19 protein-coding genes are annotated in these 13,956 nt (G+C 38.8%); 13 read left to right on the forward strand and 6 right to left on the reverse strand.

Annotation, left to right across the window (positions count from 1 at the left end):
* Positions 1–110 precede the first annotated feature (110 nt).
* The gene (locus GJU32_RS15900; RefSeq protein ID WP_155592939.1) at positions 111–599 is read left to right on the forward strand and encodes a metal-dependent hydrolase; all 489 of its coding nucleotides are present in this window, start codon (positions 111–113) and stop codon (positions 597–599) included.
* Positions 600–640: 41 nt separating this feature from the next.
* Here GJU32_RS15900 and GJU32_RS15905 read toward each other — a convergent pair whose 3' ends face one another.
* A complete protein-coding gene (locus GJU32_RS15905; protein WP_155592940.1) occupies positions 641–1,462 on the reverse strand; it encodes a squalene/phytoene synthase family protein in 822 nt (273 codons plus the stop codon).
* A gap of 215 nt (positions 1,463–1,677) precedes the next feature.
* Between GJU32_RS15905 and GJU32_RS15910 the strand changes: the two genes are divergently transcribed.
* The 5 genes from GJU32_RS15910 (at position 1,678) to GJU32_RS15925 (ending at position 4,588) form a co-directional block, all read left to right on the forward strand.
* On the forward strand, positions 1,678–2,412 hold the full coding sequence (locus GJU32_RS15910; protein WP_155592941.1) for an SDR family NAD(P)-dependent oxidoreductase: 735 nt from the start codon (positions 1,678–1,680) through the stop codon (positions 2,410–2,412).
* 416 nt (positions 2,413–2,828) lie between these two features.
* Positions 2,829–3,665 carry a type II pantothenate kinase gene (coaW, locus tag GJU32_RS15915; RefSeq protein WP_155592942.1) on the forward strand — a complete coding sequence of 279 codons (837 nt, stop codon included), beginning with the start codon at positions 2,829–2,831 and terminating at the stop codon, positions 3,663–3,665.
* 129 nt (positions 3,666–3,794) lie between these two features.
* The gene (locus GJU32_RS15920; RefSeq protein WP_155592943.1) at positions 3,795–4,019 is read left to right on the forward strand and encodes a hypothetical protein; all 225 of its coding nucleotides are present in this window, start codon (positions 3,795–3,797) and stop codon (positions 4,017–4,019) included.
* A gap of 14 nt (positions 4,020–4,033) precedes the next feature.
* Complete coding sequence (locus GJU32_RS23625) at positions 4,034–4,165, forward strand: hypothetical protein (RefSeq protein ID WP_274381824.1); 132 nt, start codon at positions 4,034–4,036, stop codon at positions 4,163–4,165.
* A 96-nt stretch (positions 4,166–4,261) separates the two neighbouring features.
* Positions 4,262–4,588, forward strand: a complete 327-nt coding sequence (locus tag GJU32_RS15925) for a DUF3889 domain-containing protein (protein ID WP_155592944.1) — start codon at positions 4,262–4,264, stop codon at positions 4,586–4,588.
* A 34-nt stretch (positions 4,589–4,622) separates the two neighbouring features.
* On the opposite strand, the gene GJU32_RS15930 is transcribed toward GJU32_RS15925, so the two are convergent.
* Positions 4,623–5,177: a DJ-1/PfpI family protein gene (locus tag GJU32_RS15930; RefSeq protein WP_155592945.1), complete on the reverse strand. Its 555-nt coding sequence runs from the start codon at positions 5,175–5,177 to the stop codon at positions 4,623–4,625.
* 166 nt (positions 5,178–5,343) lie between these two features.
* Here GJU32_RS15930 and GJU32_RS15935 point away from each other — a divergent pair, with 166 nt between their 5' ends.
* Together GJU32_RS15935 and GJU32_RS15940 are read left to right on the forward strand one after the other, a co-directional pair.
* Positions 5,344–5,742 carry a MarR family winged helix-turn-helix transcriptional regulator gene (locus tag GJU32_RS15935; protein WP_155592946.1) on the forward strand — a complete coding sequence of 133 codons (399 nt, stop codon included), beginning with the start codon at positions 5,344–5,346 and terminating at the stop codon, positions 5,740–5,742.
* 5 nt (positions 5,743–5,747) lie between these two features.
* Positions 5,748–6,938 carry an MFS transporter gene (locus tag GJU32_RS15940; protein ID WP_155592947.1) on the forward strand — a complete coding sequence of 397 codons (1,191 nt, stop codon included), beginning with the start codon at positions 5,748–5,750 and terminating at the stop codon, positions 6,936–6,938.
* Positions 6,939–7,032: 94 nt separating this feature from the next.
* On the opposite strand, the gene GJU32_RS15945 is transcribed toward GJU32_RS15940, so the two are convergent.
* On the reverse strand, positions 7,033–7,731 hold the full coding sequence (locus tag GJU32_RS15945; RefSeq protein ID WP_155592948.1) for a Crp/Fnr family transcriptional regulator: 699 nt from the start codon (positions 7,729–7,731) through the stop codon (positions 7,033–7,035).
* An 88-nt stretch (positions 7,732–7,819) separates the two neighbouring features.
* Between GJU32_RS15945 and GJU32_RS15950 the strand changes: the two genes are divergently transcribed.
* The 5 genes from GJU32_RS15950 to GJU32_RS15970 all read left to right on the forward strand — a co-directional run bounded on the left by GJU32_RS15950 (position 7,820) and on the right by GJU32_RS15970 (position 11,325).
* Complete coding sequence (locus tag GJU32_RS15950) at positions 7,820–8,578, forward strand: HAD-IIB family hydrolase (protein ID WP_155592949.1); 759 nt, start codon at positions 7,820–7,822, stop codon at positions 8,576–8,578.
* A gap of 335 nt (positions 8,579–8,913) precedes the next feature.
* Entirely contained in the window at positions 8,914–9,234 is a 321-nt protein-coding gene (locus GJU32_RS15955; RefSeq protein ID WP_155592950.1) for a PadR family transcriptional regulator, read from the forward strand.
* A gap of 72 nt (positions 9,235–9,306) precedes the next feature.
* The gene (locus GJU32_RS15960) at positions 9,307–9,648 is read left to right on the forward strand and encodes a DUF1048 domain-containing protein (RefSeq protein WP_155592951.1); all 342 of its coding nucleotides are present in this window, start codon (positions 9,307–9,309) and stop codon (positions 9,646–9,648) included.
* A gap of 165 nt (positions 9,649–9,813) precedes the next feature.
* A complete protein-coding gene (locus tag GJU32_RS15965; protein WP_155592952.1) occupies positions 9,814–10,575 on the forward strand; it encodes an ABC transporter ATP-binding protein in 762 nt (253 codons plus the stop codon).
* Positions 10,576–11,325 carry an ABC transporter permease gene (locus tag GJU32_RS15970; protein WP_155592953.1) on the forward strand — a complete coding sequence of 250 codons (750 nt, stop codon included), beginning with the start codon at positions 10,576–10,578 and terminating at the stop codon, positions 11,323–11,325. It begins immediately after the preceding gene.
* A 236-nt stretch (positions 11,326–11,561) separates the two neighbouring features.
* On the opposite strand, the gene GJU32_RS15975 is transcribed toward GJU32_RS15970, so the two are convergent.
* The 3 genes from GJU32_RS15975 to GJU32_RS15985 form a co-directional block, all read right to left on the reverse strand.
* The gene (locus GJU32_RS15975; protein WP_155592954.1) at positions 11,562–12,308 is read right to left on the reverse strand and encodes an amino acid ABC transporter ATP-binding protein; all 747 of its coding nucleotides are present in this window, start codon (positions 12,306–12,308) and stop codon (positions 11,562–11,564) included.
* A gap of 11 nt (positions 12,309–12,319) precedes the next feature.
* Positions 12,320–12,976, reverse strand: coding sequence for an amino acid ABC transporter permease (locus tag GJU32_RS15980; protein WP_155592955.1), 657 nt, complete (start codon positions 12,974–12,976; stop codon positions 12,320–12,322).
* Positions 12,977–13,043: 67 nt separating this feature from the next.
* A complete protein-coding gene (locus tag GJU32_RS15985) occupies positions 13,044–13,841 on the reverse strand; it encodes an amino acid ABC transporter substrate-binding protein (RefSeq protein ID WP_155593014.1) in 798 nt (265 codons plus the stop codon).
* Positions 13,842–13,956 lie beyond the last annotated feature (115 nt).

A 13,956-nucleotide genomic window follows, 5' to 3' on the forward strand; every position in this document is an offset into this window, starting at 1 on the left:
GGATTAAAATATTTTCGAGCGTACGTTCGGAATGTATGTTCCCTTTTGTGCAGATTTGTGATACATTAAGAAGGAAAAAATATTAGAGAGAGAAGGAGTGGAAGTAATTTATGCAAGGGAATACCCATATCGTTGGGGGCATCACAGCAAGTCTTGCCTTTGCACAGTTTTCAAATGATAACCCACTTGTCTTAGTAGGTGCAGGTGTTATCGGTGCATTACTTCCAGATATATGTCACAGAGGTAGTAAAATCGGTCGAACATTTCCCATCATAGCGAAGTTAGTTAACATGGTGTTTGGGCATCGTTCCTTTACACATAGTTTGCTTTTTCTATTGTTAGTTATGTTGGTGTTACATAGTTTGATTCCTTACAAAGCGATTTCTATTGGGATTATTATTGGGATGGCTAGTCATATCGTGCTTGATATGTGCACAAAGAAAGGTGTTAAGTTATTTTTCCCAGCGTCTGTCTCCATTCGTTTTCCGCTTACAACGAAAACGGGCAGTAAGGTAGAAGGGTTTGTGCTCATGTTGCTGTCGATGCTATCCATCTATTTGAGCTACGAGTTGATTGTAAGATTCATTTATTCGATATAAATAAGAAGTGCCCCAGTATTCATCTACTGGGGCTTTTGATGTTAGTCGACCTGTATCTCGTCAACAGTTTGTTCTACTTCGGCACGAGTCATTTTTTCTCGTCCTTCTTGCATAGCCTTCAATGTTTTATGGGCTAAGGCAAGTGGTAAGCGACAGAACAGTAGAATGGTACGTTTATTGATATCTTTCATATACAGATCTGCTTTAGCTAAATTTTCTTCAGCATAGGCAAATAAATCATCACGTGTCCATCCTTCAGGAACAAAGCTTACACCACGCTCATCTAGATCCTCATGCTGATTACGTAAGATGTTGACAGCCTGGAGTCCTCGACCATAGCCTATTGCTAGTTCACGATTGGTTTGAACATTGGCACCCCACGCCCAAAGCTCAGACAACATCGTCCCTACAAGCCCTGCCACGTAGTATGTATAATCATCTAAATCCTCTCTTGTATGCACTTGCCAATTGGCCTTTGCCCATTTTGCCATACCAAATGCCATTTCACTTGTGGAAGCTTGCACAATCTTGCGTGATTCCTCAGGGCAAAATGTCAGCCAATCTGCTAATCGAAGGGATACTTCAGGTAGTTGATCTGCATAAGGTGCTAGCAATGCGTGGTACGCTTCTTCATCAAATGTGTCCTTTAATAATTCACTTGTTGCAGATAGTAAATCAAATTTAACATCATTGGAAAGGTTTTCATGGTCTTCGATTTCATCAATGGCACGCATAGCTAAATAGGCAGCAGCCACCGATACCTTTAAATCATTTTTTAAAAAAGTAATCGGTATATAAAACGTGCGACTTGTATCTTTTAATACCTGCATCGCTTCTTTATAAAGTCTTTTTTGATCTTTCACTCGTATTCCTCCGTTCAAATGGTTCCACATCTATAGTATATCGTATCGTAAAAATAGGGAAAGATAAAACAGATTGTTCATATTTACAGAGATATTCTTTGAAAACGGTTACTAAAAATGATATAGTTTAATAGTAAACTATTTAACCATATACTTTTATGGTAATAAGGAAGTATAGGTTAATCTATATTTCAAGAGAGAGGAAGTTGAAAGAAATGGGACGTTTAGATAATAAAATTGCGATGATTACAGGTGGGGCATCTGGAATGGGGGCAGCGATGGCAGAATTATTCGCTCAAGAGGGTGCCACAGTCATTGCAGCTGATATTAATGAGGAAAATCTGGCAAAAATCTCTGAGCTAGACAATGTAGAGGGCATGAAATTAGATGTTTCTTCTGACGAAAACTGGGCAGAAGTGACAAAAGCGATTGTCGAAAAATATGGACGAATTGATATTTTAATTAATAATGCTGGTATATCATCAGAAAAAGGGCCAGATCAAATTACTCAGGCGGACTGGACAGTCATGCATAATATCAATGCTTTTGGTCCATTCCTTGGCATTAAACATGCTGCTAATTATATGAAAGAAGCAGGGAAGGGTTCCATTGTCAATACATCGTCTTATACAGCAATAATTGGTGCAGGCTTTAATGCGTATACAGCCTCTAAAGGATCTTTACGTGCGATTGCTCGTGCAGCTGCATCAGAGCTTGGCGCTTACAATGTGCGTGTGAATACAGTATTCCCTGGTGTTATTGAAACACCAATGACAGCTAAATTATCAGAAGCAAAAGAGGCAATGGATATGTTAGTAAGAGCTACGCCAATGGGTCGTCTTGGTCAACCTGAAGAAGTTGCAAAGGCTATCTTATTTTTAGCATCAGACGAGGCTTCTTACATTACAGGTGCTGAACTTGTGATTGATGGTGGCTACTCAGCGCGCTAGTTGAAAATAATAATAGAAAAGTGGAAATGCCTGTTCAAGCAGTGCATTTTCACTTTTTTTGTTTTTTTAGTAGAATGATGATAAAGCATTAGAATTTCGTCAAAAATCAGCTGTCGATTAGAAAAATTTTGATATTTTTCGTGATTTTTTCATGAAAGTTTACGAAGTTATTGCACAATCATTTCAACAGCGTTAAAGTTTAGAAAGGGCGAAAATGTCATTACACGATTTGGGGGACTGTACTGAGCGTTTAGCTTTTGTACGAATGAAAGAATTGGTCAGGATTTTGGCACATATAACTCCTTGCAAAATCCTTGACACCAAAGAGGGCATGAATTTTATGAATTGCCTGAATCTTAGCGTAAACCGTAATCATTGTATGAGGAAGTTACGTAATAATAACAAAGGAGAATTGTATGCCAAAGGCTATAGGTATTGATGCAGGTGGCACATTGACAAAGGTTGCTTATTTAGATAAAAACAACGAACTTGTTCTAACAACCTTCCAGTCTAATGATTTGCAATCTGTGACAAAATGGATTATTGATCATCCAGATATTGAGGATATTGGTGTTACGGGGGGACGTACAGAGCAATTACTTGATGTCATTAAAACAATGAAATCGATTCATTATATAGTGGAATTTGAAGCTACTTTAAAGGGTGTCCGATTTTTGCTAAATAAAGAAGGATATTATTTTGAGCGTAGTATGATTACTAATATTGGGACAGGTACTTCCATTCATTATATGGAAGATAATACACATATTCGCGTTGGCGGGACAGGCGTTGGTGGCGGAACATTAATAGGTTTGTCAGCGCTTACAACAGGTATTACAGATTACAATGAAATACGCGAAATGGCTGCCAATGGTCATCGTGAAAGTATTGATTTATTGGTCAAGGACATTTATCAGGGGATGGATACACCAATTGACGGTCATTTAACTGCCAGTAATTTTGGTAAAGTAGGGATCACTCAATCGATGAAGCACCCAGCTGAGGATATTATTGCGACAGTTCAGGGACTTGTAGGCGAAGTTATTACAACACTGAGCATTCAATATGCAGAAGAAAAAAATGCTCAACATATCGTTTACATTGGATCGACTCTAAGTAATAATGATCATCTTACCCGAGTGATTGCAAATTATACACGCACAAAGAAACATACACCTGTCTTTATTAACGATCATGGCTTTTCAGGAGCCGTCGGAGCATTGTTAAATATTACAGAGTATACAACTGTCTAGAGACAGAAAAGGATGAACATGACTAATGTAGTTTAGTCATGTTCATTTTTTTTTGCAAATATGTTGAAAAAAATACCCTACATAAAATACATCTAGCTGAACAAATTATATGGTAGGAGGTGAATTTACGTGGGCAAACGTAATAATCGAAACAACAGTAAAACAATGAACATGAGAACACATAATCCTTATGGAACCTACAAAAGCAAAGACCTAGATCGAAGCAATAGTAATAATAACAACCCAAATGACAATTTGAACGAAGAGTTCGCTGCAGAATTTGATGCGAAGGCTAAAAATAAAGACAATAAAACGAATCATGATAAAAACCAACAGTCTAATAAAACAAAATAGTGGAGGTAATGGTCATGGCGAAAAAAGGAAAAACGAGCTTCAAAAAGAAAAAGAAGGAAGATACACATAAAAAGAACGATCGTGAAGAATACTCAGCAGAATTTAACCAAGTCATTCATAATAATCCTCAACAACCAAAGCAATAGTAAAAAATTGCTCCTAAAGTAAGGTTATCAACCCTTTGAAGCTCTTATCTTTTGCTTTATTTACTGCTTTATACAGTCAAAAAGGGAGTGATTCAAGTGAAAAAATTCTATTTACTTGGGCTTCTTTTTGTTTATCTTACTGTATCCGTGCAAATCCCAATGGTTGCACATGCTCAACAAGAAACACCTGCCTATGCAAAGTGGGGACAACTGGCCATAAAGGAGGTAAAGGCGAAATATCCCACAGCCAAGATTATTGATTATTTGCACGAGGGCAAAGAAGTTCATGGGTCGTCAACCATTGAAAAGTTTAAGCTTTGGCTCAAGCAACCTGACAAGGAATTTGGTGTCTATGTAAGAATAAGCTATCTAACCACAACGCAAGAAGTGGAGAAAATTGAATTACAAGAAAGTACTTCATAAAAAGAGGATGCCCAATTTTAGGCATCCTCTCTCTTTAACTTTCTAGTTTTTGAATAAATTCACGCATCAAGTCTGGTAAGTCTGGCCATGCATGACCACTTACTAAATTGCCATCTGTATGAAGATTTGCATCAATGTAAGTTGCCCCTGCCACTTGCACCTCTGGCTTGCAGGCAATATAGGCTGTTAGCTCACGCCCTTTTAGTACATTAGGAATGGTTGCAAAAATTTGAGCTGCGTGACAAACAGCAGCAATTGGTTTATTGGTTTCAAAGAAATGACTCACTAGTGCTGGGACATGCTCATTCAACCGAATGTATTCTGGCGCACGCCCACCAGGGATTATTAGCCCATCAAATTGTGTTGGATCAACATCTGCAAATGAGGCATGTGCCTCTAAACCATAGGCGGGACGCTCGATGTATGTATCGACGCCATCTACAAAATCGTGTAATACGGTTTGTAATTTCTTTGCTGACGGTGCTGCGATTATGACATCATAGCCTGCTTCAAGACAACGATAATAAGGATAAAAAACCTCTAAAGCCTCCACTGCATCTCCCGCTAGTATTAAAACCTTTTTCCCCATGATTCCATCTCCTTTACATTGTGAATCTACTAGCTTTATTCGACACTTGCAAAAAGTTTCCTGCTAACGGTAGCGCAACCTTTCCAATTTACTGGCTTTACAAAGAAAAAAATGAAGCGTATAGTAATTATTTAGCTAGGTAAATAAATTTCAGGAGGTAGACATGATGAATCCAATATTCCATGCTTTATTTCAAAAAAGTCGGTATTTAACGAACTGCTTAAATGAAGTATTGAAGCAACATCAACTATATAGCTCACAGTGGACCATTTTATATTGCTTACATAAAAACGGGCCAATGACTTTAACGCAAATTTGGAAATATTTGAATGTGGAAGCGCCAAGTATCACAAGAGCTATTACACGACTTGAAACATTGGGCTGGGTGCAACGATTAGATGGGGAGGATAAGCGTGAAAAAATTGTGACCTTATCGGCACAAGCAGAGGAGCGCTTGCCAGCCATCACAGCAACCATTATAGCATTTGAAGAAGAAATGGTCGGATCATTAACTGTTGAGGAGCAGCATCAATTTATTAAGTTACTGGAAAAAATGAAAGGTTGATTGTCATGCAGCAAGAAGAGAATACACAAATATGGACGAAGCGTTTCATTAGTCTCTTTTTAACAAATATCTCAGTATTTTTTGTTTTTTATGGACTAGTAACGACTTTGCCACTCTATGCCATAGGCGAACTACATCAGACAGATAAGGAAGCGGGACTATTATTGTCAGGTTTTTTATTATCAGCCATTATTGTACGACCGTTTTCAGGAAAATTATTAGATGTATTTGGTAAGAAAAAACTGTTAGTCCTATCTATAGTAGGTTATTTTGTTTGTACAGTCTTCTATTTATTTATTCATCCATTCGGACTTTTACTTGGCCTTCGCTTTATTCAAGGGATTTTCTTTAGTATTATTACAACAGCCGCAGGGTCTTTAGCTGCAGATATCGTTCCTGCAAAACGAAAAGGGGCAGGGCTAGGTTATTTCACGATGTCTACGAATCTAGCTGTCGTAATTGGACCGTTCATCGGCTTATTATTAATTCAATATAGTACCTTTAACGTATTATTCATTGTTATGAGTATTTGTATACTAGCAGGAGGGATTTTAGCACTAACGGTAAATACCGATGATTTACCGCAACCTGCACATGGAGGAAAATTAACCTTTAAATTTGATGATTTATTTGAACGTAAAGCACTACCCGTTGCAGCGATTGCAAGCTTAGTCGCATTTTCTTATGCTTCTGTGTTATCCTTTTTATCGGTCTATGCACAGCAAAAGGATTTAATGGCGGTGGCAAGTCTCTTTTATGCAGTGTTTGCCGCAGCCATGTTAATTACACGTCCTTATACTGGTAAACTTTACGATACAAAGGGACCGCAATTTGTTATTATTCCTGGCATTATTTCCTTCGCAATTGGTCTGGTTATGCTAGCATTTGTGGAAGGGCCAGTACGGTTTTTATGCGCGGCTATTTTTGTAGGCTTTGGCTACGGAGCTGTTACGACAAGCTTGCAAGCATTAGCCGTTCAATCCACGGCCATCCAGCGAAGTGGCTACGCAACAGCTACCTATTTTACGATGTTTGACCTTGGTATTGCACTAGGTTCCTATATTTTAGGAATGGTAGCCGTACAGGCAGGCTATGCTTCTGTCTACTTATCAGGTGCAAGCTTACTTGGAGTTGTCTTTATTATTTATGTAGTACGTCTAGCAAAGATCAAACCGAAAAAAGTAGTGAATATATAAACAGTTGGGGCTGCCCCAACTGTTTTTCTATAAATTGATTAAGTTGTGAGAAAAAAGAAGTTTTATGGAAATGGAGATTAGTATGTTATCGATCTTACTTATACCGAATGCCATTAGACACTTTTTCTAATTCATTCCAATTTAAAATTTGAATTGAATTTTTATTTCTTTCAATAATTTTCTTTTCAGTCAGAGCGGAAATAACTCGATTAAGATGGCGATATGTTGTACCAAGTAAATCTGCAATTTCTTGTATATTCGAAGTTTTTAGCTCCATTCCAAAGCTGTCATCGGGTTCGGTAGAAATGGTGGACATAAGGTAACTCGCAAACTTGTTTTCTACAGATGCTAATAAGTTTACACGTGAAGCTGTTGTACATGTTTGTAGCTTATAGCTTACGTGTTCCAAAAGTATATGCAAAAACTTCGGATTATCCATTTCATATTGTTTTATATAAGCAAATGGTAGTCCAATCAATAAACATGCACTAACTGCTTGAACTTGCGATTGGACAGGAACGTTTCGAATCAATTCAATATCGCCAATAATGGAAAAAGGTTGGACAAATCTTAGTAAAAGTGATTTCCCGGTTGCAACACTTGATGTTATTTTCACTTTTCCTTCCACTAAAAACAATAGTGATTCCAGTTGACTACCTTCATGTAAAATAATTTCATGTTGTCGATATTGCTGTAGTGTAAAGGGGTGTTGCTTTTCTTTGCCAAATATTTCTTCAAGATGATATTCTCTTAATTTATTTTCAAGTAGTTTTGAGTCTTGAATAAAATTCATATAAAAGCTCCTTTTAGGACACATGTCCTTTTTATTATAAAATAAGCTGTTATGCTATGTATATGAATAGAATTCTAGGGGTGAAAAAATGAAATTTGTGTTCGATTTAGATGGGACAATTTGCTTTAAAGGCCAGCCTGTTTCTGAAAAGATACTGGGATCATTAGAAAATTTAGTAATCAAAGGGCATGAAGTCATATTCGCTTCAGCTAGACCAATACGTGATTTACTCCCCGTCTTACATGAACGTTTTCACCAATACCCAATGATTGGTGGGAATGGATCCATGGTTGCCATAAAAGGGAAAATAATATCCATGATTTGTTTTGATAAAGATAAGATTTCATCAATAAGCCAAATACTAAGCGCATACAATGCTTCGTATTTAATAGATAGTGATTGGGATTATGCCTATACGGGGCCAGTTACACATCCTATTTTGACTAATCTCGATCCACAAGGGCGTGCGAAAAAAGTTAATTTTGATCAATTGCAGTCCATTGTGAAAATTTTAGTTCTTACTTCTAATAATATGGAAGAAGTTGAGCAACGACTTAATCAAATCAATGTGGTAGTTCACACACATGCAAACGAGGGAATTTTAGATATAAGTCCAAGCGGAGTAGACAAATGGAGTGGATTGCAACAATTGGCTATTGATGAAGAGGAATACATAGCATTCGGTAATGATTCAAATGATATTACAATGTTTAAACATGCTAAGTATTCAGTTATGATCGGAGGAAATTTACAATTAGCCCCATTTTCATCTGAACAATTACCATTAAATGAAGATATAGAAAATCTTTTAGTGAAAAGACTTAGTGAATTGGGCGATTTTTATTGAATGTATAAGGAGAGGGATTTACAAGTACTATCAAAATGGTTTAAATGAAAAACACATTAAGCGTTCTCAAACTCATTTTGTTTGTCGGGGAGGCTTACTGTGTTTGTACATTAACAAGTCTTTAGGTAGAGTATTTATTGTTGAAATATCGTTAAAAGGGGTATCGAAATAATTTTCAGAAAAATGGTTGACACCAAATCTACTCGGTGTTACTATATAGTTGTAGTAAGTAATACTTAATAGCTTGATTTCCTAAAAGCTGTTGAGAAAAAAATTTTACCCCGGTACTAAGTGTTACTGAATATAAGTCAGACAAAATAGAGGTGGTTGTAAATATGGAAAATTTAACCGAAATGCTGAAGGGTTCGCTGGAAGGCTGCGTGCTGGAAATCATCAGCCGTCATGAAACCTATGGCTACGAGATCACCCGACGCTTGAACGATCTTGGGTTTACCGAAGTTGTGGAAGGGACGGTCTACACCATCCTCGTACGTTTAGAGAAGAAAAAACTGGTGAGTATAGAGAAGAAACCATCAGATATGGGGCCACCCCGCAAATTTTACTCACTTAATGAAGCTGGTCGCCATGAACTTAAATTATTTTGGGAGAAATGGGATTTTATATCATCAAAAATTAATGTTCTGAAGTCAAACTAGCTTCATATGATATTCCATCCAATATTTTTGGAGTGTCTTTTTCAGCTTTATAAAAAAGGAGGAAAAAATAACATGATAGAAATGTTCAAAAAATTGATTGGTGATAAAAAAGAGTACAAGATGATGATGGCACGGGTTGAAGCCCTTCCAGAGGAATACCAGTTTGTATTTAAAAAAATTCAAAACTACATGTGGAATTTCTCGACTGGTAACGGGATGGATATGCTACACATGCAGTATGAATTAATCGATTTGTTCGAAGCCGGTGCGGCGGAAGGCAGACAGGTGCTAGAAATCACTGGGGACGACGTGGCGTCCTTTGCCGATGAACTAGTGGCAAACGCTAAAACGTATATCGCCAAGTATCGTGAAGATTTGAACGAGAGTATTATGAAGCAATTAGGAAAAAAGTAAATTCAACAGATAATACCGACTGAATAGTTGATTACAATGTGAATGAACACCACCTTAGCTATTCAGTTATTTTTTTACCTTAGTACTAAGTTATACAGATTATCAGTCTGACTAAGTAGAGGCAACCTAGCTTTACAAGATGCTTATTAAAAGGAGGAAAAAAGTATGAACAATGGTGCGATTTCTGTAAAAGGGTTAAAGAAATCCTTTAAAGACAAGGAAGTTTTAAAGGGGGTGGATTTTGAGGTGCGCCGTGGTGAAATTTTCGCGCTGCTGGGCTCAAATGGAGCGGGCAAGACGACGACGGTCAACATCCTCTCAACACTGATGAAATCCGATGGCGGTGAAGTAGGTGTTTGTGGCTTTGACGTCCATAGTCAGCCAGATCATGTACGCCAGAGCATCAGCCTGACAGGGCAGTTTGCTGCTTTAGATGGCATGCTCACTGGGCGAGAAAACCTGATGATGATTGCCAAGTTGCGGGGAGCTACAAATCCCGCTCAAGTCGCTGACAATTTGCTTGCAAAATTCAGCCTAAGCGATGCGGCCAACCGCCGAGCGGACCAGTATTCTGGCGGGATGAAGCGCCGGCTTGACATCGCCATGAGCCTGATTGGGACGCCAGCAGTTATTTTTCTCGACGAACCGACGACAGGGCTTGACCCCGAAGCACGAATTGAAGTCTGGGATACCGTCAAAGAGCTTGCAGGCGGAGGCACGACCATTTTGCTGACGACCCAGTACCTGGAGGAAGCTGAACAACTCGCGGACCGTATCGCCATCCTACATGGCGGAAAAATTATTACGACCGGTACCCTTACCGAACTCAAAGCGATGTTCCCACCAGCGAAAGTGGAGTACATCGAGAAGCAACCGACATTGGAGGAAATTTTCCTAGCAATCATCGGTACAAAGGAGGAGATGTAAATGAAAAGCAACACAGGAGTATTACTAGGACGTTTAATGCGCAACATCATGCGCAGCCCGGATACGATTATCACGGTGGCGATTACGCCGATTATGATGATGCTGTTATTTGTCTACGTTTTTGGCGGAGCCATTGAGACAGGAACAGATAACTACGTCAATTATTTATTGCCAGGAATCTTGCTGATGGCAATTGCATCTGGCGTCGCTTACACATCACTACGCCTGTTTACGGATGTAAAGAGTGGGCTGATGGCGCGTTTCATTACCATGCCCATCAAGCGCTCGTCGGTATTGTGGGCTCACGTGTTGACTTCGCTTGTTTCTAATGCACTTACTGTCGTTGTGGTAATCCTTATCGCCCTATTGATGGGCTTCCGTTCCAGCGCTGGTATCCTGGATTGGCTCTCGGTAGCTGGGATACTCGGGCTGTTTACACTGGCACTGACATGGCTAGCAATCATTCCCGGATTAACAGCGAAGTCTATGGAAGGGGCGACAGCTTACTCGTACCCACTGATTTTCCTGCCGTTTATTAGTTCGGCCTTTGTACCCACTGAAACCATGCCTAAAATTGTCCGTGCGTTTGCTGAGAACCAGCCTGTGACTTCAATCGTGAATACGATTCGTGCCCTCTTGTATGAAGGGTCTGTTGGCAACGGTATTTGGATCGCGGTTGCCTGGTGTGTCGGTATCATGGTCATCGCCTACTTTTTCGCCAGTAAACAATTTAAACGCCAGCTAGGGTAAGAACATCATTATAGATTTTTCCATAGTAAAAAGTCGATTTCTTGTCGTATAGGAATTCGACTTTTTTAGATTGGACATTGCTTAGCGTGTAATTTCTTCGTTTTGTCAGCAGCACCCCTATAAGAGTGGGGAAGGGGTTGCTATATTTATATTTAGGATAGATGAAAATAAAGCATAGCTAAAATAGTACGAGTACGTTAAAAAGGAGAGCAGTACAAGTCTGCTCTCCTTTCAAATTAGTTAAGATTCTTCTGTAAAAACGCCTTTGTTCGGTCGTTTTGTGGGTTTGTAAAAAAGTTGTCAGGATGGTCGGATTCGATGATTTGGCCACCATCCATAAAGACGACTTTGTTCGCTACTTCTCGTGCAAAGCCCATTTCATGTGTTACGACAATCATGGTCATCTGGTCTTCGGCTAAGCTTTTCATTACCTTTAGTACTTCTCCTGTTAGCTCAGGATCTAGGGCAGATGTTGGCTCATCAAATAATAAAATTTGAGGATTCATCATCAAGGCACGGGCAATGGCTACACGTTGCTTTTGGCCACCTGATAGATTAGCTGGATAAGCCTTTGCTTTATCAGCAAGTCCAATTTTTTTAAGTAGATCCAGACAACGGCTCGTAATGGCTTCAGCTGATTCTGTTTTTAATAAGCTCGGTGCCATTTCAAGGTTTTGCTGGACTGTTAAGTGGGGGAACAGGTTAAAGTGCTGAAAGACCATACCCATTTTAGCTGTTATGTCTTTGATCTCCTGTGGTTTAGCATAATGACCATCTTGCACAAGATAATCGCCATCTACTACAATACTGCCACCCTCAATTTCTTCTAAATGAATTAAGCTTCGAAGCATTGTACTTTTACCTGATCCAGAAGGACCAATGACAGCGATGACATCGTTTTTCTCAACCGTAAATGTAATTTGTTTAAGAACTTCCACCTGATCGAAAGATTTCTTCAAGCTTGTTACTTCCATCAATGCCATATGTGTCACCTCTATTCAAATTTAAAGCGTTTTTCTAGCCATTTAAAGAACACTGTTAGGACAAGGGTCATGACTAAATAAATAGCACCAGCAATAAAGAACGGCACAATCGTAAAGTCACGATTCACGGCTGTTTGCGCAAAATGCAGTAACTCTGGGACAGCTACCGCATAGAGCAGGGCAGTATCCTTAATTAGCGTAACGGACTCATTTGATAATGCTGGTAATGCTACGCGGAACATTTGTGGCAAAATCACACGTGTTGTCGTTTGCCACTTTGATAAACCGAGTACCTGAGCTGCCTCATATTGTCCTTTATCAATGGCAAGAAGACCACCTCGGAATATTTCTGCAAAATAGGCAGCATAATTTAAAATAAAGCCAAGGCAAGCGGCCACAAAACGATCAAGTACTAAATATTCACCGATTACTGGCAGCATAGGTAAACCGAAGCAAATTAATAATAATTGTAGTAATAGTGGTGTACCACGCATGATATATATATACGTATGTGCAAGCCAAGAAAGTGGTTTAATGCGACTTTTCACTGCGAGTGTTAGCAAAAAGCCGAATGGAATCGATACTAGAATGGCGATGAAAAACAGTAAAACTGTCATTTTCGCTCCTTCTAGCATCGGCAATATCATAGTTTGCCAGTAATCCGCCATAAAGATGTCCCTCCAAAAAGAGTAAGAGTTTCACAAAGGAAACTCTTACAGATGATGTATCCTGTCATTACTTTAATACTTTATCTTCACCGAACCATTTTGTAGAAATTTCAGCAGCCGTACCATCCGCATTCATTTTGTCTAATGCAGCTTGTAATTTTTCCAACAATGCTTCATTGCCTGGCTTCACACCAATACCATACTGTTCAGGTGCAAGTGATTCCTCTAATAATTTGAATGTATCAGGTTGTTGTGTCATGTAATATTCTGCAACAACAGCATCAATGACAACGGCATCAATACGTCCTGTTTTTAAGTCTGATAAAGCTAAAACATTATCCGCAAATTCAGTAATTTTTTTCACTTCTTTGTGAATCGGGTTACCGTTTAATGCATCTGCAGCAGAAGAAAGGGATTGAATACCTACTTCTTGTCCAGCTAAATCACTTAGTTTTGAAATCTTTGAATCTACTTTTGTTAGCACAACTTGAGCGTTTTCAAGATAAGGCTTTGTAAATAATACTTTTTCTTTACGTTCATCTGTAATGGTATAACCATTCCAAATTAAATCAATACGACCACTGAGTAATTCTGCTTCTTTTGTTTTCCAATCAATTGGTTGGAATTCTGCTTCGACGCCCATATGCTCAGCCGCCGCACGTGCTAAGTCAATATCGAAACCAACGATGTCGTTTTTGTCATCGCGGAAGCCCATTGGTGCAAATTTATCGTCAATCCCAATAATAATTTTTTCTTGGTCAGCAGCTGTATTGTCTTTCTCTGCTGTATTGTCTTTCGATGTACCACATGCTGCTAAAACAATCGCTGCTGTTAGCAGCATGAATAAAGTCACTACACGTTTCATCATTTATTTCCCCCTATAATCCTTCACTTTCGTTTGCTAAACTACTAATGTGTTAAAGGATATCACCGCTTATTATTTATGTCAATATCGTTTTGGATTAATCAGAAAATTACCT

This window comes from Lysinibacillus cavernae (assembly GCF_009724685.1).
GTDB classification, from domain to species: domain Bacteria; phylum Bacillota; class Bacilli; order Bacillales_A; family Planococcaceae; genus Lysinibacillus; species Lysinibacillus cavernae.